At 34.3% G+C, this 19,274-nt stretch carries 19 protein-coding genes; 13 read left to right on the top strand and 6 right to left on the bottom strand.

Translation table 11 applies throughout. The features are described from left to right. Positions 1 to 45: 45 nt before the first annotated feature. From BCI01S_RS25005 to BCI01S_RS22770, 4 genes are all read right to left on the bottom strand, one after another. Positions 46 to 210, bottom strand: a complete 165-nt coding sequence (locus BCI01S_RS25005) for a type II toxin-antitoxin system antitoxin (RefSeq protein WP_047942897.1) — start codon at positions 208 to 210, stop codon at positions 46 to 48. 12 nt (positions 211 to 222) lie between these two features. Beyond that, a complete protein-coding gene (locus BCI01S_RS22780; RefSeq protein WP_047942898.1) occupies positions 223 to 1,065 on the bottom strand; it encodes an SPFH domain-containing protein in 843 nt (280 codons plus the stop codon). Between the two features lie 129 nt (positions 1,066 to 1,194). Continuing rightward, positions 1,195 to 2,070, bottom strand: a complete 876-nt coding sequence (gene dpsA, locus BCI01S_RS22775) for a dipicolinate synthase subunit DpsA (RefSeq protein ID WP_235844560.1) — start codon at positions 2,068 to 2,070, stop codon at positions 1,195 to 1,197. Between the two features lie 129 nt (positions 2,071 to 2,199). Then, the gene (locus tag BCI01S_RS22770) at positions 2,200 to 3,117 is read right to left on the bottom strand and encodes a helix-turn-helix domain-containing protein (RefSeq protein WP_047942900.1); all 918 of its coding nucleotides are present in this window, start codon (positions 3,115 to 3,117) and stop codon (positions 2,200 to 2,202) included. 182 nt (positions 3,118 to 3,299) lie between these two features. Here BCI01S_RS22770 and BCI01S_RS22765 point away from each other — a divergent pair, with 182 nt between their 5' ends. The 11 genes from BCI01S_RS22765 (at position 3,300) to BCI01S_RS22715 (ending at position 14,108) form a co-directional block, all read left to right on the top strand. After that, positions 3,300 to 4,016 carry a ThuA domain-containing protein gene (locus tag BCI01S_RS22765; RefSeq protein WP_047942901.1) on the top strand — a complete coding sequence of 239 codons (717 nt, stop codon included), beginning with the start codon at positions 3,300 to 3,302 and terminating at the stop codon, positions 4,014 to 4,016. A gap of 19 nt (positions 4,017 to 4,035) precedes the next feature. Beyond that, positions 4,036 to 5,061, top strand: coding sequence for a Gfo/Idh/MocA family protein (locus BCI01S_RS22760; RefSeq protein WP_047942902.1), 1,026 nt, complete (start codon positions 4,036 to 4,038; stop codon positions 5,059 to 5,061). 53 nt (positions 5,062 to 5,114) lie between these two features. Next, positions 5,115 to 6,083, top strand: a complete 969-nt coding sequence (locus tag BCI01S_RS22755; RefSeq protein ID WP_047942903.1) for a sugar phosphate isomerase/epimerase family protein — start codon at positions 5,115 to 5,117, stop codon at positions 6,081 to 6,083. Positions 6,084 to 6,153: 70 nt separating this feature from the next. Next, the gene (locus BCI01S_RS22750; RefSeq protein ID WP_061801177.1) at positions 6,154 to 7,203 is read left to right on the top strand and encodes a Gfo/Idh/MocA family protein; all 1,050 of its coding nucleotides are present in this window, start codon (positions 6,154 to 6,156) and stop codon (positions 7,201 to 7,203) included. A 623-nt stretch (positions 7,204 to 7,826) separates the two neighbouring features. After that, the gene (locus BCI01S_RS22745) at positions 7,827 to 8,834 is read left to right on the top strand and encodes a metal ABC transporter substrate-binding protein (RefSeq protein ID WP_047942905.1); all 1,008 of its coding nucleotides are present in this window, start codon (positions 7,827 to 7,829) and stop codon (positions 8,832 to 8,834) included. A gap of 138 nt (positions 8,835 to 8,972) precedes the next feature. Continuing rightward, on the top strand, positions 8,973 to 9,617 hold the full coding sequence (locus tag BCI01S_RS22740) for an SGNH/GDSL hydrolase family protein (RefSeq protein WP_047942906.1): 645 nt from the start codon (positions 8,973 to 8,975) through the stop codon (positions 9,615 to 9,617). A 177-nt stretch (positions 9,618 to 9,794) separates the two neighbouring features. After that, the gene (locus BCI01S_RS22735; protein ID WP_047943007.1) at positions 9,795 to 11,075 is read left to right on the top strand and encodes an MDR family MFS transporter; all 1,281 of its coding nucleotides are present in this window, start codon (positions 9,795 to 9,797) and stop codon (positions 11,073 to 11,075) included. Between the two features lie 227 nt (positions 11,076 to 11,302). Then, positions 11,303 to 11,854: a sigma-70 family RNA polymerase sigma factor gene (locus BCI01S_RS22730; RefSeq protein ID WP_061801176.1), complete on the top strand. Its 552-nt coding sequence runs from the start codon at positions 11,303 to 11,305 to the stop codon at positions 11,852 to 11,854. After that, the gene (locus tag BCI01S_RS22725; protein ID WP_047942908.1) at positions 11,839 to 12,255 is read left to right on the top strand and encodes a PadR family transcriptional regulator; all 417 of its coding nucleotides are present in this window, start codon (positions 11,839 to 11,841) and stop codon (positions 12,253 to 12,255) included. The genes BCI01S_RS22730 and BCI01S_RS22725 overlap by 16 nt, the downstream gene beginning before the upstream one ends. Further along, complete coding sequence (locus BCI01S_RS22720; RefSeq protein ID WP_047942909.1) at positions 12,248 to 13,483, top strand: FtsW/RodA/SpoVE family cell cycle protein; 1,236 nt, start codon at positions 12,248 to 12,250, stop codon at positions 13,481 to 13,483. Before BCI01S_RS22725 ends, BCI01S_RS22720 begins: the two co-directional genes overlap by 8 nt. Before the next feature lie 16 nt (positions 13,484 to 13,499). Next, the gene (locus BCI01S_RS22715) at positions 13,500 to 14,108 is read left to right on the top strand and encodes a VanZ family protein (RefSeq protein ID WP_047942910.1); all 609 of its coding nucleotides are present in this window, start codon (positions 13,500 to 13,502) and stop codon (positions 14,106 to 14,108) included. 22 nt (positions 14,109 to 14,130) lie between these two features. Here BCI01S_RS22715 and BCI01S_RS22710 read toward each other — a convergent pair whose 3' ends face one another. Further along, complete coding sequence (locus tag BCI01S_RS22710; RefSeq protein ID WP_047942911.1) at positions 14,131 to 15,018, bottom strand: LysR family transcriptional regulator; 888 nt, start codon at positions 15,016 to 15,018, stop codon at positions 14,131 to 14,133. Between the two features lie 205 nt (positions 15,019 to 15,223). Between BCI01S_RS22710 and BCI01S_RS22705 the strand changes: the two genes are divergently transcribed. Beyond that, the gene (locus BCI01S_RS22705; protein WP_047942912.1) at positions 15,224 to 16,264 is read left to right on the top strand and encodes a 2,3-butanediol dehydrogenase; all 1,041 of its coding nucleotides are present in this window, start codon (positions 15,224 to 15,226) and stop codon (positions 16,262 to 16,264) included. A 96-nt stretch (positions 16,265 to 16,360) separates the two neighbouring features. Here the strand turns inward: BCI01S_RS22705 and BCI01S_RS22700 are convergent, their stop codons facing one another. Beyond that, positions 16,361 to 17,893, bottom strand: coding sequence for a DHA2 family efflux MFS transporter permease subunit (locus BCI01S_RS22700; protein ID WP_047942913.1), 1,533 nt, complete (start codon positions 17,891 to 17,893; stop codon positions 16,361 to 16,363). 275 nt (positions 17,894 to 18,168) lie between these two features. Between BCI01S_RS22700 and BCI01S_RS22695 the strand changes: the two genes are divergently transcribed. Then, entirely contained in the window at positions 18,169 to 19,077 is a 909-nt protein-coding gene (locus tag BCI01S_RS22695) for a TetR/AcrR family transcriptional regulator (protein ID WP_047942914.1), read from the top strand. Positions 19,078 to 19,274 lie beyond the last annotated feature (197 nt).

The raw sequence follows: 19,274 nt of genomic DNA, 5'->3' as shown, positions 1-19,274 counted from the left end.
ATTAAAAAAGGAGGCCATTATTTGGGCCTCTTTTTTTCATGTAAATCAATTTTCTTTTTGTTTTGGATACCGCTTGGCTTTTTTGGCAGCTTCACGAAGTAAATACTCAATATGACTATTTATACTGCGAAAATCATCCGCAGCCCATTTTTGCAGGACTTCGTATAGCTCTGGATCAATGCGTAATGGAAAGCTTTTTTTCTTCGTCATTTATACCACTCATTAATATAAAGTACCTGTATTAATTACAGGAGTCGTAGGATTTTCAGAAACAATCGCTACTAGTAAATTATTTACTAATTGTACCTTTCTTTCATCATCTAATTCAATGATTTTATCCTGTTCCAGTTGATTAATGGCCATTTGTGCCATTCCAACTGCTCCTTCGACGATTTTCTGACGAGCAGAAATGATAGCGGAGGCTTGCTGACGCTGTAACATCGCTTGGGCAATTTCAGTAGAATAAGCTAAATGAGTTAATCTAGCTTCAATTACTTCCACTCCTGCGAGGTCTAGACGAGCTTGTAATTCGGTCGTAAGTTCATTGGAGACTTCCTCTGCATTTCCCCTTAAAGTTAGTTCTACATTTTCAAATGTATCATATGGGTATTTTGTTGCAACATGGCGGATAGCTGTTTCACTTTGGATTTCAACAAATTCTTCGTAATTATCTACATCAAAAATGGCTTTTGCAGAATCAATAACTTTAAAAACAATAACGGCAGCAATTTCAATTGGATTTCCATCAACATCATTTACTTTTAAACGTTTACTATTGAAATTACGCACGCGTAAGGAAATAGTTTTTCGTAAAGTAAGAGGGATGGTTAAAAATAATCCACTGCTGCGAATCGTACCAAGATATTTTCCAAAAAAGGTTACAACAACAGCCTGATTAGGTTGAATAATTGTTATCCCACTGCCTAGAAGAACAGCTATAAGGAAGAAGGGAATGGCAGCACCTGGAATTTCCTGCACAAGAAAATAGACACCGAGAAAAAGGGATATGGCAATAAGTAAAACGCCAATAAATCCATTAAAATGAAACGCATTTTTTTCTTTCAACTAAATCACTCCTATAATTTCAATTTGATATAATTATGATATCACTTTTGTATAAAATTGTAAAACGATTAATGCTGAAATTTTCATAAAAAAGGAGATAGCTATTAACTATCCCCTGAAAGTTGTACCTTAATTTATTTTTAGCAATTCCAGCAGTGTTTTGCCAATTATTGTACCAGCCGTCTTTGGTGCAACTTTTGCCGGTAAACCAAGGGCCCAAAGGGTTTGGATATTGTGTTCCTTGGCAGCTGCAAAATCGGTTCCCCCTGGTTTGCTGGCTAAATCAATAATTAAAGCATTGCTCGATAAATTCTTTATAAGCTTAGATGTTAAAAGCAGTGTTGGAACCGTATTGATAACAATCTGCTGAAGAGGTATTTCTGATTCTAGTGAAGATTCAAAAATTGCAGCTAACCTCATTTCTATCACTCTTGCCTCATCCTCTTTTTTTCGAACTAAAACAGTTACTTTTGCACCGACAGCAGAAAATAGACGAGCCACAGTCTTACCGACTCTGCCAAAACCGAGTACTAGCACTTGGGCATTATGTATTGTAATATCCGTATGCTTGATGGCGAGCATTAGCGCTCCCTCTGCAGTTGGGATAGAATTATGGATAGCCACATCATTTCTTGCAAAAAGAGCAACCAAGTTTCGATTTGTTTCTGCAGCCAATTGTTTTAAATAAGGAGTGATAATACCGGAATATATAGTACAATTAGATTTTGTTTTAATAATCAACTCTTTTGTTAGAACAATCTTTTCTTTAGAAAATATCGATTCAGCAATTCCATCTTCTTGAATGCCCGGAATGGGAAGTAGAATAGTATCCACTTCATGAAGTGGAGCTGTTTGCCAATTTATTTTCCGCACATTTTTATAAGAAACAGAAGCATCTTCGAAACCGATCAAATAAATTTTGTTTAGCTTTGGTGCAAGAAGGCGGATTACTTCGAGCTGTCTAGAGTCCCCGCCGATGATTAATAATACATGATTTTCGTTCAATTTTTTGCACCCTTTCCTTTGTAAATAGTACGCCTCCATACAGTAAATATATGGAGGTGTATAATGGTTCAGAATAATTTTTACGGAGAAAAAAGTGCTGGTGCACTAGGTGGCGGGTTTTATTATATATTATAAGGCGCTTGCATTTAACATTCTATTTTTAAAGGCTTTAGGCGAGCATTGATTTTCTCTTTTAAACAGTTTGTAGAATTGCGCCATATTTGTTATGCCGACTTCATAGCTTATTTCTAATATACTTTTGTCAGTTGTTAAAAGTAATAATTCAGCTTTTTTTATTCGCTTTATATTTATATAATCTACAAACGACAATCCCATTACTTTTTTAAAGTACTTGATAAAATAATGATAGCTGAAATTCAGTAGCTTACTGACATCTTCGACAAGTATTCTTTCTTCTAAATGGCTGTCAATATAATCTAAAACAGGTTTAAGTTTGGCAAGGTCTTGTTCTTCTGAATATTGGAGCATATTTTTAGTATCGTTTCGTACACATAAAAGAAGAAGTCGTTTGATGGAATAATTGATAGCTATCTCATAGCCCTTTTCTTTCGTTTGACTTTCTCTATGAATCTCATTTATTAAGGAATGTACTTCTTGTTTTATTTCCTTATTATCTTCAAATATGTAATTTATCTTGTCTAATGGATGTGTTAATTCTGAAAAACAATAGAAATAAGGAAGGATACTTTGGTCAAAGTGTTTATGTAGATCAATTTGTAAGACAATATAACGCAATTTGCCTTTCTTCACTTTACTTGTTCTGTGTGGTTGTGAAGCTCCCATAATAAGAACGTCCCCTGAAGTAATCGATAGATACCTTTCTTTTGTTTGTACCGCCAAATCTCCATCAATCATGGCAAGTAATTCTACTTCTTTATGGTAATGCCAAGGGTAATCATCAACTGGAGTCATTACATCTTCCCTCTCATCATTTATCTCCCACACTTTTAAAGACAATAGAGGGTTTTGATAAACTACTTTTTCATTTACTGGTTGATTAAAGGTGTGCTTTGTCTCCCTTTCCACTTTTTGTTCCCCTCCTATTCGACGAGACTATATGGTTAGGTGCTCTTTTCTATTTTAGCAAAAAGCAAGCAAGTAAATGACATAATTGCATAAAAAAATGACAAGATTAAGCATTTTTTTTATACGCTTACATTTCATATAATGAAGCCATCATATTGTAAGGGAGAAGGAGTGGCTACATAATGATTACAATTTGGAATGAAAACCGGCATGAAAAGAAAAATCCAACCGTAGCAGAAATATATCCAAATGGCATTCATGGTGCGATTGCTGCGTTTTTGGAGAAAGAAGGTTATGAAACACATACTGCAACATTAGATGAACCAGACCATGGATTAACGGAGGAAGTTTTGAATAATACAGACGTATTAGTATGGTGGGGACATTTAGCACATCACGAGGTAGAAGATGAAATTGTGTTAAAAGTAAAACAGCGTGTTTTAGATGGGATGGGGTTAATTGTTTTACATTCCGGTCATTTTTCGAAAATTTTTAAAGCATTAATGGGCACAACCTGTAATTTAAAATGGCGAGAAGCAGATGATCGCGAACGCTTATGGGTAGTAGCACCTAATCATCCAATTGTGGAAGGAATTAATGAATATATCGAATTAGAAAAGGAAGAAATGTATGGCGAACATTTCGATATACCAGCACCAGATGAATTGATCTTCACAAGCTGGTTTGAAGGTGGAGAGGTATTCCGAAGCGGTTGTACGTATGCAAGAGGGAATGGAAAAGTGTTTTATTTTAGACCAGGACATGAAACGTATCCAACCTATCACCATCAAGAAATTCAGCAAGTTATTATTAATGCAGTAAAGTGGGCAGCACCAGTGAAAAGAGAGAAGCCTGTTTATGGCAACGCCCAGCCTTTAGAGACAATTTCAGATAAATAATATAGAGGGGGAAAATATAATGGTTTCATTAAAAGTAGGCGTAATTGGATGTGGAAGTATCGCACAGCATCGTCATATTCCTGAATATCTGTTGAATAAACAAGTGGAATTGGTAGCCGTCTGTGACATCAATGAGGAAAGAGCAGCTGAAATTGCGGAAAAATATCAAGCGCAAGCATTTACCGATTATAAAAAATTATTAAAAATGGATGGGTTAGATGCGGTTAGTGTGTGTACACCAAACTATCTTCATGCCCCTATTTCTATTGATGCTTTGAATGCTGGCAAACATGTTCTTTGTGAAAAGCCAATGGCAACATCAAAAGAAGAGGCTGAGCAAATGATACAAGCTGCTAAAAAAAGTGGGAAAAAATTGATGATTGGACATAACCAGCGTTTTGTTGCATCCCATCAAAAAGCACATCAATTAATTAAAAGCGGAGAAATTGGTAAAGTGTACAGCTTCCGCACAACATTTGGTCATGGTGGTCCAGAAGGCTGGAGTGTTGATGGTAAAGAGAGCTGGTTCTTTAAAAAAGAAGAAGCATTTATTGGTGCTATGGGAGATTTAGGTGTTCATAAAGCAGATTTATTAAGATTTGTATTAGGAGAGGAATTTACAGAGGTAGGAGCATTTGTAGAAACAAATGCAAAAGACTTCTCTACTGTAGATGATAATGCTGTTTGTATATTAAAAACAGATAGCGGCATTATTGGAACGTTGACTGCGAGCTGGGCTTATCGTGGAAAAGAAGATAATTCAACTGTTATTTATGCAGAAAAAGCCGTCATTCGTCTAGAAGATGATCCAAACTATTCGTTAATTATCCAATATACCAATGGGGAAAAAGTAAATTATGAATTAGGCAGAATTCAATCAAATAATGATGGTGGACAAAATAAGACTGGTGTTATAGATCATTTTGTGGAATGTATTTTAGAAGATAAAGAGCCGCTTATTAGCGGAGAAGAAGGAAAAAAATCTTTGGCGATCATTCTTGCAGCCTTGGAATCACAAGCATCGAAGACTATTACCAAAATATAGGCATATAGAAGGAAAGAATATAGGAAAATTAGAAGGAATGGAGAGGAGCTCTCATGAAATTAGGCGTGTTTACCGTATTATTTGCAGACAAATCATTTGAAGAAATGCTTGATGCAGTAAAAGAGGCTGGTATTCAAGCAGTTGAAATAGGTACCGGCGGCTATCCTGGAAACAATCATTGTAATGTAGATGAATTATTAGAATCAGAAGAAAAGAGAAAAGAATATCTAAAAAAGGTGACAGAACGTGATTTAATCATAAGTGCATTCAGTTGTCATGGAAATCCAATCTCTCCAGAAGAAGCATTTGCAAAGGAATCGCATGAGACATTGATTAAAACAATCAAACTAGCATCCTTGATGAATGTTCCGGTTGTAAACTGTTTTTCAGGAACGGCCGGGGATCATGATGGTGCGAAATATCCAAACTGGCCAGTTACGCCATGGCCAAATGAATATTCTGATGTGAAAAAATGGCAATGGGAAGAAAAGTTAATCCCTTATTGGAAAGAAGTAGGGCATATTGCAAAAGAAAGTGGTGTGAAGATTGGATTAGAGCTGCACGGCGGATTCCTAGTGCATACTCCATATACTTTATTAAAATTACGAGAGGAAACTTGTGATGCGATTGGCGCAAACTTGGATCCAAGTCATTTATGGTGGCAAGGTATTAATCCGGTTGCTGCGATTAAAATTTTAGCAAAGGAAAAAGCCATTCATCATTTTCATGCAAAAGATACGTATATTGACCAGGATAATGTTAATATGTATGGCTTAACAGATATGCAGCCATACGGTGAAGTTCAGACAAGGGCCTGGACATTTCGTTCCGTTGGATGTGGACATAGTGTAAGTGAATGGTCAGATATGATGAGTGCTTTAAGAACATATGGGTACGATTATGTTGTCAGCATTGAACATGAGGATCCAATTATGTCTATTAGGGAAGGATTAACAAGAGCGGTTACTAATTTGAAATCCGTTTTAATTGAAGATGTTCCTTCTCAAATGTGGTGGGTTTAGGTTTATTAAGTATAAAGAAATACTTGAATAAATAGACATTCATTAAATAGTGGAAACGGGGGAGAGAAACATGTCCAAATTAAAGGTAGCGATTATTGGTTGTGGTAATATTTTTCCTATGCACGCCCAATCAATTGTCTCAAGAGAGGATGCAGAGTTAGTAGCAGTTTGTGATTTAAAGCCTGAACGAGCAGAAGAAAAAGCCAAAATTTATGGCTGTGCCGCTTATACAGACTATAAGGAAATGTTTGAACAGGAAAGTTTAGATGTGTTGCATATTTGTCTGCCACATCATTTGCATGCACCAGTGACAATTGAAGCTGCGAAAAAACAGATTCATATATTAACAGAAAAACCAATGTCTATTCATTATGATGATGCTGTTGAAATGGTGGAAACAGCGAAGGAAAATAAGGTTACCCTTGGTGTAATTTTTCAAAATCGTTATAATCCTGGCTCCCAGCTCATAAAGAAAATGTTGGATAATGGAGAACTTGGCAAAATCAAATCAGGAAAACTATCTGTTACATGGGACCGTTCTGATGAGTATTATCAAAAAAGTGATTGGAAAGGGACATGGGAGAAAGAAGGTGGCGGAGTTATAATTGATCAAGCAATTCATACAATGGATTTGATGAGATGGTTTGTGAATGCCGACATTAACTATGTAGATGCATCAATAAGTAATCGTGCACATGAAATTATTGAGGTGGAAGATGCAGCTGAAGGAGTTATAGCATATAAGAATGGCATTGTTACTGCATTTCATGCTATAAATTATTATACGTATGACGCGCCAGTTGAAATTGAGCTGCATTGTGAAAAGGGAATCGCCAAAATGGTAGCTGACCGGGCAACTGTTCGATTAATGGATGGAAGAGAATTCATCGCAGATAATAATCCGCAAGAAACGTTTCATTATGAAAATGGAGTAAAAGGGTATTGGGGAGTAAGTCATGTAAAGCAAATCAATAATTTTTACGATTCGTTAGCAACAGGAATTCCTTTAGATGTCACGGGGGAAGAAGCGCTAAAAACCCAAAAAATGATTTGTGCCGTGTATGAATCAGGAAAGAAAAAAGAACGTGTTTACTTTAAATCGACGGTAGAAACCAAATAAAGCTAATAATAGCAGTAGATGTATTTAAGAAAGGCTATATTACTTCCAAATTATGGGTTAGTATAGCCTTTTTTCTTTTAAAATCAATTTACAGGTTCTTTAAATAGTTAGGATAAAAAATAAAAAAACACTTTACAAATCGTAATCGTTACGGTTAATATAAGAAAGTCGATGGAATAATCTTTTAATCTTAATGTAATTTTATAAATCGTAATAGTTTCGGTTTGTTTGGAATGGAATTTATATAATCCTAGTAAATCCTTGACGTGCATGAATCGCCGGCAGGTGGTAAAAAACATGTTGAGAGAATAAGTGACATTCAGGTTGCTCGGTGGATAGGTGTAAGGCAAAGTGAGAATAGAAGTTTTTGAACAAATGCGATATCCATTGTTTTGATACATAATTTAAACTTTGATCTTACAGGGCTATATTATATCTTGGGTATGAACAAACAAAGGTTTGGTCATTATGAGAGTAAAAAAACACTAGTTTTTACAGAAACAGAGATCGCAATTAAAATTTAAAATTAAGGAGAACAGAATAATCCAGATCGAATGGAGCTTATATTGTTTAATATTAAAAGAAATGCATAAAGAAAGTAAATAAAAGGCAGGGTGATAAAAATGGGGAAAAAATTTACATTAGTAACTATTATGTTACTTGCAATATTGGTGATAGCTGCATGTGGCAAAGGAGAAAATAATGCTTCCAACGGGGCAAATAAAGAGAAACTGAAGATCATGACTACCTTTTATCCTATGTATGAGTTTACCAAAAATATAGCTGGTGACAAGGCAGATGTAAACTTACTTATTCCTTCGAATCAAGAACCACATGGATGGGAGCCAACACCAAAAGATATCGCCAATGTGCAAACTTCAGATTTATTTATTTTTAATAGTATATATATGGAAAGTTTTGTAGATACAATTAAATCTGCTGTTGATAATAAAGAAACAGTGTTTGTTGAAGCAAGTAAAGGTATAACATTAAAAGAGGGAATAACAGATGAGCATGATCATGAAGGCGAAGAAGGAGAGCACGAGCATAATGGGGAAGAAGCTGACCATGACCATGAAAGTGAAGAAGCAGAGCATGAGCATAGTCATGAGAAAGATCCCCATGTCTGGTTAAGTCCAGCACTAGCGATTAAAGAAGTAGAAACAATTACAGAGAGCATGATTAAAGCGGATCCAGACAATAAAGAAACATATCAAAAGAACAGTGAAAAATATATTGCGAAATTAACTGCACTTGACCAAAAATATCAGGATGAACTAAGCAAAGTAGCGAAAAAAGAAATGATTACACAACATGCCGCATTTGGATATTTAGCAAGTGAATATGGACTAACTCAAGTACCAATCTCTGGGATATCACCAGAACAAGAGCCAAATGCACAAAGATTAGCTGAATTAAAAGATTTTGCAAAAGAACATGATATTAGCGTTATTTATTTTGAAGAAACGGCTTCGCAAAAAGTTGCAGATACGCTTGCCACTGAAATTGGGGCAAGAACAGAAGTACTAAGCACCTTAGAAGCGTTAAGCAAAGAAGATGAAGAAAGTGGAATGGATTATATTAAAGTAATGGAACGTAATTTAGAAAAAATTGTCCAGGCACAACAATAATTGAATTTCTTACAGCCTCTCTTGGAGTTTTTTAATTTCCGATTGAGGCTTTTTGTATGGGAAGAAATGGAAGGTTGCTTTGCGAAAGAAATACATGCTATTGTATAAATGAAAACGTTCTATGGAGGGATAATTGAGATGGTGGCAAATCAACGATTCGTATTTATAGGAGATAGTATTACACATGCGGGAAAAATGGAGGATAGGGAAGGCATTGGTTATGGGTATGTTCGTTATATTAAAGACTACTTTACTATTAATCAACCAGAAGCATTGCCAAGTATTGTTAATAAAGGGATAAATGGAAATAGAATCACTGATTTAGAACAACGCTGGGAAGCAGATGTCCTCTCCTTACGTCCAGATCTAGTCTCTATATCAATTGGAATTAATGATGTATGGAGACAGTTAGACCAGCCTCAACTAGAACAGGTTACTCCAGCTAAATTTAGCACTATTTACAATCGTTTATTAGAAAAAGTAAAAAAGGAAACAAATGCTAGTATTTTTTTGATGGAGCCAACCGTAATTGAGGAAGCGATTGAAGCAGAAGGCAATATTCTTTTAAAAGATTATGTATCAGTCATTCATCATATAGCAGCCAAGTATGCTGCAGTAGTTGTGCCTACACATCAAGTATTTATGGAATATTTACAAAAACAAAATCATCAAGTATTAACGACAGATGGAGTACATATGAATTCTGCTGGTAATATGCTAATGGCGCAAACATGGTTACAGGTTTACAAAAAGTTTAAGGAAGATAAAAGTAGTTTTAGATAATCGATAAAAAGAGGAAAGGATTGAAAACATGTCTCTTATCCATAGACTAACTAATATAAAATCTATTTAAAAGGATATAGAGACATCATTATAATAGAGAAGAAAGTCTTTCCTAAACCGAAATATCAAGGTATGATAGGGGAAATAAATAGAAAGAGAGTGACAACTATCATGACGATGCGACTTAGAGATTGGGATCGGAATTTAAAGATTCGTCTTGCTGGTGAATCAACTGTTAATGTAACATTTTGGATGTTTTTTCCATTTTTAGCAATATACTTTACAGAATCCTTTGGGAAATCAATTGCAGGATTCTTATTAATACTTTCTCAAGCCTTTTCTGTTGTTGCTAATTTGCTTGGCGGCTATTATGCTGATAAATTCGGTAGAAAGAAAATGATGGTAATATCAAGTCTTGCCCAAGGAATTGCCTATTTAATCTTTGCTTTTGCTAGCTCTCCGTGGCTTGATTCCCCAGCTATTAGTTTTATCTGTTTCACTGTTATCAGCTTGTTTACTAGTATTTATTGGCCAGCAAGCCAAGCGATGGTAGCTGATGTAGTAAACGAAAAAGACAGAAGCAGTGTTTTTGCTATTTTTTATACTTCTACCAATATTGCAGTAGTAATTGGTCCGATTCTTGGCGGATTCTTTTATAAAGATTATCGTTTTTTCCTCCTTTTAGCAGCTGGACTATTAAATATTATATTGAGTATAGTTTTAAAAACTTGGATTGCTGAAACAGCTCCGCCATATAAAGAACTAGATGATAAGAAAAAGAATTGGGCTATGGCGCTTGGGGCACAGTTAAAAGACTATCAGGTGATAGTAAGGGACCGAACGTTTTTACTGTTTATTTTAGCGGGAGTATTAATAGGGCAAACCTTTATGCAGCTAGATTTATTATTACCAGTATATGTAGATGAAATGGTTGCTACGCAAAACTTATTTTCTCTTGGCAATTGGTCTCTAGAAATTCAAAGTACACAAGCTTTTGGATTAATACTAGCAGAAAATGGATTGGTCGTAGCCTTATTTACCATAATTGTTACAAGATGGATGTCTAAATTTAAAGAGAAGAATGTTTTTATTATTTCCTCCTTTATATATGCGATCGCAGTTATCATGTTTAGCCAAACTAGTTTAATTTGGGGGTTAATGTTCGCGATGCTCTTATTTAGTTTTGCAGAATTGATGACAGCAGGAATTCAACAAAGTTTTATTTCTGAGATTGCTCCAGAGGATCAGCGTGGTAAATATTTTGCTGCAGCAAGTCTGCGGTTCACTTTTTCAAAAATGATTGCTCCATTATCCATTCCGATGAGTGCCTGGTTCGGATTTGAATGGACATTCTTCATTATTGCTATATTAGCGATAATAAGTGCGTTCATTTATCAGGTGATGTTCAAACAATTTGAAACGAAAAAAAGAAAGTTAAATACAGTGAAACCACTATGAGGAGTATAAAAGGTATAATGTATGGGAGATTTCCAGCTTCGGACGTTTGCTTTATAATCTGATCATTTTCTAATATAACACTTTCCTAATGGCTATTTTTATAACTAATTAGGAAGGTGTTTTTCTTTTAAAGGCTTTATTTTAATAATGAGATTGATTTACACGAATTTATCCAAACCTTTTTCTCCTGTGTGTCGTCTAATTGTTAGGTAAGGAGGTTTATTGTTTTGGAAGAATTGTCAGCATGCTGGAAAGAAATAGACAATAAAGAAGAAATATTTGATGAAATTATGATTACATATGGACAAGAGCTATTACATTTAGTCTTTTCATATGTCAAAAATGAAGCGGTCGCAGAAGAATTAACACAAGATATTTTTGTGAAAGTATATTATTCCATCCATAAGTATAAAGGAAAATCTAGTTTTCGAACATGGCTTTGGAGAATTGCTATTAACCACTGTAAAGACTATTTGAAAAGCTGGTATACAAAAAATGTCATAAAAGTGGATGACGAATATATTTATGGAGAAGACAGTAAAGAAAATATTGCACAAGCCATTGTTCAAAAAGAGGAAGAACAATGGCTTGTGCAGGCTGTGATGAGTTTACCTATTCTGTATCGAGAAATTATCTTCCTCTTTTACTTTGAAGAATTAACGATAAAGGAGATTGCCAGGATAATAGGGGTTAATGAAAATACGATCAAAACCCGATTAAGAAGAGCAAAGCAATTATTAAAAATGATTGGAGATGAAGAAAAATGGAAAAACGACTAAAAAAACTACAAGCTGGTTTGAAAAAGACTTATTTTAATCATCTTTCATTTACTGCTGAGCATCGCAAAGAAATTATGAAAAAAATTCAAATAAAGAATAAGGAAGAGGAAATTCTTTTAGCAGCTTTGCAATTACTTCATACTAGAAAAACTGGTTTTGAATTAACAGAGTTGTTACGTGCTCGCGGCTTTCAAAAGTTTGAGAATCAAGAAGGATTTATCTATACTTTTCTGCATCGATTGGAACAGAGAAATATAATTGCTTCAGAGTGGGACAATAACAAGGTTAAATATTACCAAATAGATCGCAAAGGAAAAAAGCTCGAAAAAAAGTTGGAAGCAGAAGGGGGACGCAGCAAAAATATTAGAGAACTGATAGATTGGGTGTACGTAAATGAATAATAAACATTTATTTTTAGATAAAGTGACAGAGCAAGTGAAATCGAAAGAAGCAAAGGAATCGATTAAATTAGAAATGGAGTATCATATTCAACTTGCAAAAAAAGGATGGATAAAAAAAGGGTTGTCAGAAAGTGAAGCAGAAGAAAAAGCAATTAATGAAATGGGAAGTCCTTCCCAATTAGGACGAGAATTAAGTGAAATCTACCGTCCGACGATTGATTGGGCTATTGTTACCTTAACAGTGAGTCTGTTAATGATAGGGATTTTGCCAACGTTATCTTCTTCTCATCATTTTATCATTCTTAAGTTATTAATGACTTGCTTGGGGATTGTAATAGTCATTGGCTTTATGTATGTGGACTATCGCAAATTTGCTAATTTTGGATTTTTATTTTATGCAATAGGATCGTCGTTATTGATATCCATTATTTTCTTTAGCAATCATATGATTAATGGAGCGAACTATATAAAAATTGGACCAATTATACTCCAAGGCATAATGGCCATCCCCTTTTTTTTATTAGCTTGGGCTTCCTTTTTTAGTAAGAAAGAATTTACATATGTTTCTTTCTTGTGTTTATTTTTCTTTTCATGTGTCTTATTTCTCTTCGGATTTGATAGTATTTCTACTGTTTTTATTTATATTTTTACAGTCGCAATCATGCTATTTTGGAGCAGCTTTTCTAAACGGAAAGTCTTTATTACATATGGAATAGGAACAATTCTTCTTTTATGGCTTCTTTTTCTTACAAGAGGAAGTTATCAATTAAATAGACTAATGGCATTTCTATTTCCTGAAAGATATGCCGAAGAAGCTGGTTATTTTTATTTATATCGACAAAAAATGTGGGCTGATTTAAAATGGGTTGGTTCACCAGATATGGAAGTGTTAACTTTTATTAATAATACAGACACAGTTTTTCTGCAACTCACCTATCAATTTGGATATATGTTGGCTGTGTTTCTTGTATTATTATTTGGAGCACTTATTCTGAAGATGATTGGCAATGTCAAAAAAATAAAGAATCCATATGCGAAATTTCTATTAATAGGATCTATTACGCTGTATAGTGTTCAAGTTGTTTATAATCTAGGAATGTGCGTAGGATTTCTACCGGTTATTTCATTATCCTTGCCATTCATAAGCTATGGTCTTGTTTCAACCGTTATTAATGCTTTATTAATTGGTCTTATTTTAAGTATTATGCGCAGAAAAAACTTTCAATAATATTTGGGAGCACGATATGATTAGAATGTATCTTGAGTCAATGGTTATTTACATATTGATTGGAGCACCGATTTATCTGATAAGTCGATATTTATCTGTTAAATATAAAACACAACCAATAGTTTGGATGAAAGAAACTCTCCTCTTCCTGTTTGTGATGTTCTGCATAGGGGTAGCATCCCAGACTATTATTCCCCATTGGTATATAACAGTTGAGGAAGGTAAGCAGCAACTTTATATTCAATGGTCTGAGGGACTAAGAAGCATTAATCTTATCCCTTTTGCCACGATTATTTCTTATTTTGCCCTAGAAAATGATCAAGTAAGTAATTGGAATGAAGTGTCACTGCTCAATCTATTAGGGAATATTCTTATTTTTGTCCCTTTTGGTATTTTTCTCCCATTATTATGGAAAGCATTTAGAACGTTTTCCTCCATATTTTGGATAGCTATCTGTATTCCTCTTTTGATAGAAATAATTCAATTATTTATAGGGAGAAGTACGGATATTGATGATGTTATATTAAATGCCGTAGGAATTATGTTTGGGTTCGGTCTTTATAAGATGTTCCAGAATCTTTTTCATATAGGGAAAGATTCTGGCATTAGAAGGAATAGTAAATAATGCAGCTGGCAATAGGCTAACTTTATGTCAGCCTATTTAAGAACTCTTTAGCTACCTTAGAAATACCTTTATCTATTGGATAAATATATCCGAAGTAATAGGAATTTATTATGGTATCAACGAAAGGCAGAGTTACATAGCTATCATTGTTTGCTAACCCAGTTATTGTTTTAAATGCATAATCATAGCCAATGTTAATGGCCGTATTTCTTTCTAAGGCATACCGAATAGTTTCCACATTGTTGGTTGTAAATAATATTTCCATGTCATCATCGACAATATCTAAGTTTTGCACGAATTCTAAAATAGAATGATCATTATACAAAATAATAGGCTGGTTTATTAACATTTCCTCTGTAATATTTTCATTGTTTGCTAAAGGAGAGTCTTTATTTACTGCTACAACCATGCATCCATCATATAGTTTATGGAAATGCAAGCTGCTGTTTTTCTTGATATCCTCCTCGGTATAAATAATGAAACCAATATCTATTTCCTCTTTTTTTACTTTTTCAATTATATGCTGTGAGTTATCTTCCTCAATAGATGCCTTTATGTAAGGGAACTCTTTTTTGTATAAAGTAATTTGATCAGCTAATAAATCCAGCGGTCCAGGAAAGGTGGCAATTTTTAACTCACCTTTTAGGATATGGGCAAAGCTTTCAGCTTCGTCTAAAAACTCTTGGAATTTCTCTAGTACACCAGTAGCTTTTTGGATGAGTATTTTTCCTTCCTCAGTTGGATAGGTCCCCTTTCTAGAGCGATGAAAAATTTCAATGTTCAACTCTTTCTCTAGTTTTGTTACAGACTGACTAAGGGCAGGTAAAGAAATATTTAACTTAGTTGCAGCTGTCTTTAAAGAGCTGGAATGGGAGATTTCTACTATATATTTTAATTGTTCTATATTCATAAGTAGTTCCTTTCTTAAAAAGAAGAATATAGTTAAGTAATCGTTAACTATAGTTAATTATAATATAATTTTAAATTAATCATATAAGTACTATAATTAAATTGTTTCTGAAACTTAAGTTTTTTAAGGCCTTAAATAACAAGTTGCTCAAAATAAAAGGATACGGCTATAAACCTATTAAGGTCAAAGGGGATGTTTGTTAAAAATGAAAGCATTAAGATGGCATAACCAAAAAGATATTCGCTTAGAAAATATAGAAGAACCGCAAGTAGCACCAGGAAAGGTAAAACTTAAAGTAAAGTGGTGTGGAATTTGCGGGAGTGATTTACACGAATATTTAGGAGGTCCTATCTTTATACCTGTGGATCAGCCACATCCTTTAACAAATGAAGTGGCTCCTGTAACATTAGGACATGAATTTTCTGGAGAAATAGTAGAAATTGGAGCAGGCGTAACCGACTATCAAGTGGGAGATCGTGTGGTGGTGGAACCTATTTTTGCTACACATGGTCACCAAGGCGCTTATAACTTAGATGAGAATATGGGATTTCTTGGTTTAGCAGGAGGCGGAGGAGGTTTCTCTGAATATGTTTCTGTTGATACAGAATTACTGCATAAATTGCCGGATGAGTTATCCTATGAGCAAGGCGCATTAGTAGAACCTTCTGCTGTTGCTTTATACGCAGTAAGATCAAGTAAAATACAGGCAGGGGATACGGCAGCAGTTTTTGGCTGTGGTCCAATTGGATTGTTAGTAATAGAAGCTTTAAAAGCAGCAGGGGCGACAGATATTTATGCAGTTGAGCTTTCTCCTGAACGCCAGGCAAAAGCAGAAGAACTTGGTGCAATCGTTGTAAATCCAGCTAATTATGAAGATGTTGTTGCAGAACTTGTTCGCCGCACAAATGGTGGAGTAGATGTCTCCTTTGAAGTAACTGGCGTTCCAGTAGTTCTAAGACAAGCCATTCAATCCACTACTATTTCTGGTGAAACTGTTATTGTAAGTATTTGGGAAAAAGGAGCGGAAATTCTTCCTAATGATATCGTTATTAAAGAACGTACTATTAAGGGAATTATTGGTTATCGAGATGTATTTCCAAGTGTGTTGAATTTAATGCGAAAAGGCTACTTTTCCGCAGACAAATTGGTGACTAAAAAGATTAAATTAGATGAAGTGATCGAGGAAGGTTTCCAATCACTGATTTCTGAAAAAAATCAAGTAAAGATTTTAGTAAGTGCTGAATAAACAAAGCAATGATCATAAACAAGGATGTCCATTAAAGGAACATCCTTGTTTTTTTATACAAAAACAGCCAGCGATTGACGCTGACTGTAAGTAAGTTTATTCAACTGCTTCTTTCATTTTCGCTGGACTAGTTTGTTGCTCTGTATCTTTTGGCGGAACAGCCCGCTTTACAAATGCTGCAAGAACAAGTGCTACAATGACAATTCCGACAGAAATAAGGAAAGCATCATTAATTCCTTCCAGCATTGCCTGCATTCCCAGCTGTTCCTTCATAGTGGCAATTGCTTCAGGAGTTGGCTGAGTGGTTGTATTACTCATTTGCTGCATTGCATTAGCTGCTAGTTCCTCACCATGTGTTTTGGTACGTTGTGACATGATTGTAATCATAACTGCAGAACCAATCGCCCCAGAAACTTGAGACAATGTATTATTTAAAGCTGTCCCATGAGGATTCATTCGAGATGGTAATTCATTTAAACCATTCGTCATAATCGGCATCATAACCATGGACATACCAAACATACGCAAGGAATAGATAAGAACAAGTGTAGTTGTCGTAGTGGTCATGGATAATTGACTAAACATATATGTTGTAATGGCAGTCAATGTTAAACCAACTAAGGCAAGTGTTCTTGCTCCATATTTATCAAAAAGTCTTCCTGTAATAGGAGACATAATCCCCATAATAATAGCACCAGGCAATAATAAGAGACCAGAGTGGAATGGTGAAATGCCTCTCACGGTTTGAATGTACATTGGCATTAACAACATCGCAGAGAATAGTGCAATGTTTACCACAACAGTAATTACTGCTGATAAGGAGAATAACGGATACTTAAAGATTCGGAACTCTAGCATTGGAGTAGTCATTTTTAATTGACGAAGAACAAAGAAAATAAGGGCTATTGCACCAATAATCAAAGTTCCATAAACATGAATATTACTCCAGCCTTTTGTACCGGCAGAGCTGAATCCATATAGTAATCCGCCGAAACCTAAACTAGACAATATGACAGATAAAAGATCGATATGAATATCTACTTTTTCCTTTTTGTCTTTAATTTTAAAAATCGCTGATATTAACACAATAATAGCAATTGGTGAAACAACATAGAACAACATTCTCCATTCATAATGTTCAACAATATACCCTGATAATGTAGGGCCGATTGCAGGAGCAAAAGTCATGATTAGACCAAAAACACCCATAGCACTTCCACGTTTTTCAACAGGAAAGCTGGTAAGTAAGAAGTTCATTAAAACTGGCATCATAATGGATGATCCAGAAGCCTGTATCATTCTCGAAAGCAATAGTACTGGGAAAGAATGAGCCATGCCAGCCATTAATGTACCGATTGTAAATAAGGACATTGCTATTATAAACAATCTTCTTGTTGAGTATTTTTGAATTAAAAAGGCAGATGTTGGAATCATAATTCCATTTACAAGCATATATCCAGTTATTAGCCATTGGCCAACAGAAGGATCAATTTTGAAATCCGCACTAATAGATGGTAAAGCGATATTTAAAAGCGTTGAATTTAAAAATGCGACAAAGGCACCTGCCATTAAAATAACGATAATGCCATATGGCGGTTTTTTTTCATTCGATGTTGCATTTGTGTTCATTAAAACAATTCCTCCCTATGAACTTTACGTTCTTTTTATCCATTGGATCTAAGCTTAAATAATAATATACCTGTAGTATAAATAATGCAATAAAAATGTTTAGAATCCCTAAGTAAAAAATAATTACTTAATAATTCTACTTTTTTTCTTTAGCTGAAACCTTGCTATTACAATAATCTACCATTACTTTTTTATTGGGATGATTGTAAATCTGTTCTAAATGACCTAGTATATAAATTGAACCGGTAGTCTAAATTTATATTCAAGGTGGTTAAATGAATAAACGTAAAAAGCAAGTAATGGATAAAGCACATGAATTATTTATTGAAAAAGGATTTCAGCAGACATCAATCCAAGATATATTAACTGCAAGTAATATTTCAAAAGGTACATTTTATAATTACTTTTCCAGTAAAAATGAATTGTTAATTTCAATTTTTAAAAATATTTATACGGAATTGGAATGGCAAAGAAAACAATTACTAATGGGTCAAGACGAAACAGATAGCACCCTGTTTATCAAACAAATTGAAATGTTGATTCGAACAAATAACCAATATAAAATCATTTCTTTATTTGAAGAAATTCTTTTTACAAAGGATGAAGAATTAAAAAATTATATTAAAAATAGAAGAATACATGAGCTTAGCTGGATTTATAATCGATTAGTTGATGTATGTGGTGCACAAAATAAAACGTATTTATTAGATTGCTCTATCATGTTAATGGGAATGATTCATTCTAGTATTTTTGTACATTCATTAATCTATCAAGACCACGCAAATATACATCAAATTGTTCAATACTGTGTAAATCGGGTGCTTGATATGGTTAACCATTTATCTAAATCTAATGAAGTCCTTATAAAACCAGATACGCTTTATAATTGGATTGCACTTCAATCCATGAACGATGATGATGTGGGAAAGAAGGAAATTCTTTGTATGCTTTATGCGTTTAAAGCAGATTTAAAAAAAGATAAAGAATTGCTATCTAGTCAAGAGAAAATAGAACAATTGTTAACATTTATCGAAGAAGAGGTAGAGATCAAATACCCAAGATATTTTTTAATGGAAAGTACATTAATGTCCCTAATGCAAGAGGTAAAAGAGACACCATATGCTAAAACGGTTCAAAAACTTAGTGATAGTATAAAAAAGGTATATTCCAAACGGAATCAATGACAGTGTAGAAGGAAAAGTCAAAGCTTAAACGTTGACTTTTCCTTGTTTTATTCTGTTATATAAATTTAAATCTGATTTACTCTGCACAACCCGCCTTGTTTTTTCCCAATTTATGTCGCATGAAAAAAGTTGCTGATGCGATAATTAGGACAAATGCTAAGCTTACAAAAAAGCCGATCCGGACTTCCTTTTCAATA

Source organism: Niallia circulans NBRC 13626 (assembly GCF_001591585.1).
Taxonomy (GTDB): Bacteria; Bacillota; Bacilli; order Bacillales; family Cytobacillaceae; genus Niallia; species Niallia circulans.
Note: the sequence above shows the minus strand (reverse complement) of the source record. Positions and strands in the feature narration are given on the sequence as shown.

What these genes read in the sequence shown, in the direction of transcription:
- BCI01S_RS25005 (WP_047942897.1), bottom strand. Translation starts at nt 210, where the DNA reads ATGACGAAGAAAAAAAGCTTTCCATTACGCATTGATCCAGAGCTATAC.
- BCI01S_RS22765 (WP_047942901.1), top strand. Translation starts at nt 3,300, where the DNA reads ATGATTACAATTTGGAATGAAAACCGGCATGAAAAGAAAAATCCAACC.
- BCI01S_RS22760 (WP_047942902.1), top strand. Translation starts at nt 4,036, where the DNA reads ATGGTTTCATTAAAAGTAGGCGTAATTGGATGTGGAAGTATCGCACAG.
- BCI01S_RS22755 (WP_047942903.1), top strand. Translation starts at nt 5,115, where the DNA reads ATGAAATTAGGCGTGTTTACCGTATTATTTGCAGACAAATCATTTGAA.
- BCI01S_RS22750 (WP_061801177.1), top strand. Translation starts at nt 6,154, where the DNA reads ATGTCCAAATTAAAGGTAGCGATTATTGGTTGTGGTAATATTTTTCCT.
- BCI01S_RS22745 (WP_047942905.1), top strand. Translation starts at nt 7,827, where the DNA reads ATGGGGAAAAAATTTACATTAGTAACTATTATGTTACTTGCAATATTG.
- BCI01S_RS22740 (WP_047942906.1), top strand. Translation starts at nt 8,973, where the DNA reads ATGGTGGCAAATCAACGATTCGTATTTATAGGAGATAGTATTACACAT.
- BCI01S_RS22735 (WP_047943007.1), top strand. Translation starts at nt 9,795, where the DNA reads ATGCGACTTAGAGATTGGGATCGGAATTTAAAGATTCGTCTTGCTGGT.
- BCI01S_RS22725 (WP_047942908.1), top strand. Translation starts at nt 11,839, where the DNA reads ATGGAAAAACGACTAAAAAAACTACAAGCTGGTTTGAAAAAGACTTAT.
- BCI01S_RS22720 (WP_047942909.1), top strand. Translation starts at nt 12,248, where the DNA reads ATGAATAATAAACATTTATTTTTAGATAAAGTGACAGAGCAAGTGAAA.
- BCI01S_RS22715 (WP_047942910.1), top strand. Translation starts at nt 13,500, where the DNA reads ATGATTAGAATGTATCTTGAGTCAATGGTTATTTACATATTGATTGGA.
- BCI01S_RS22710 (WP_047942911.1), bottom strand. Translation starts at nt 15,018, where the DNA reads ATGAATATAGAACAATTAAAATATATAGTAGAAATCTCCCATTCCAGC.
- BCI01S_RS22705 (WP_047942912.1), top strand. Translation starts at nt 15,224, where the DNA reads ATGAAAGCATTAAGATGGCATAACCAAAAAGATATTCGCTTAGAAAAT.
- BCI01S_RS22700 (WP_047942913.1), bottom strand. Translation starts at nt 17,893, where the DNA reads ATGAACACAAATGCAACATCGAATGAAAAAAAACCGCCATATGGCATT.
- BCI01S_RS22695 (WP_047942914.1), top strand. Translation starts at nt 18,169, where the DNA reads ATGAATAAACGTAAAAAGCAAGTAATGGATAAAGCACATGAATTATTT.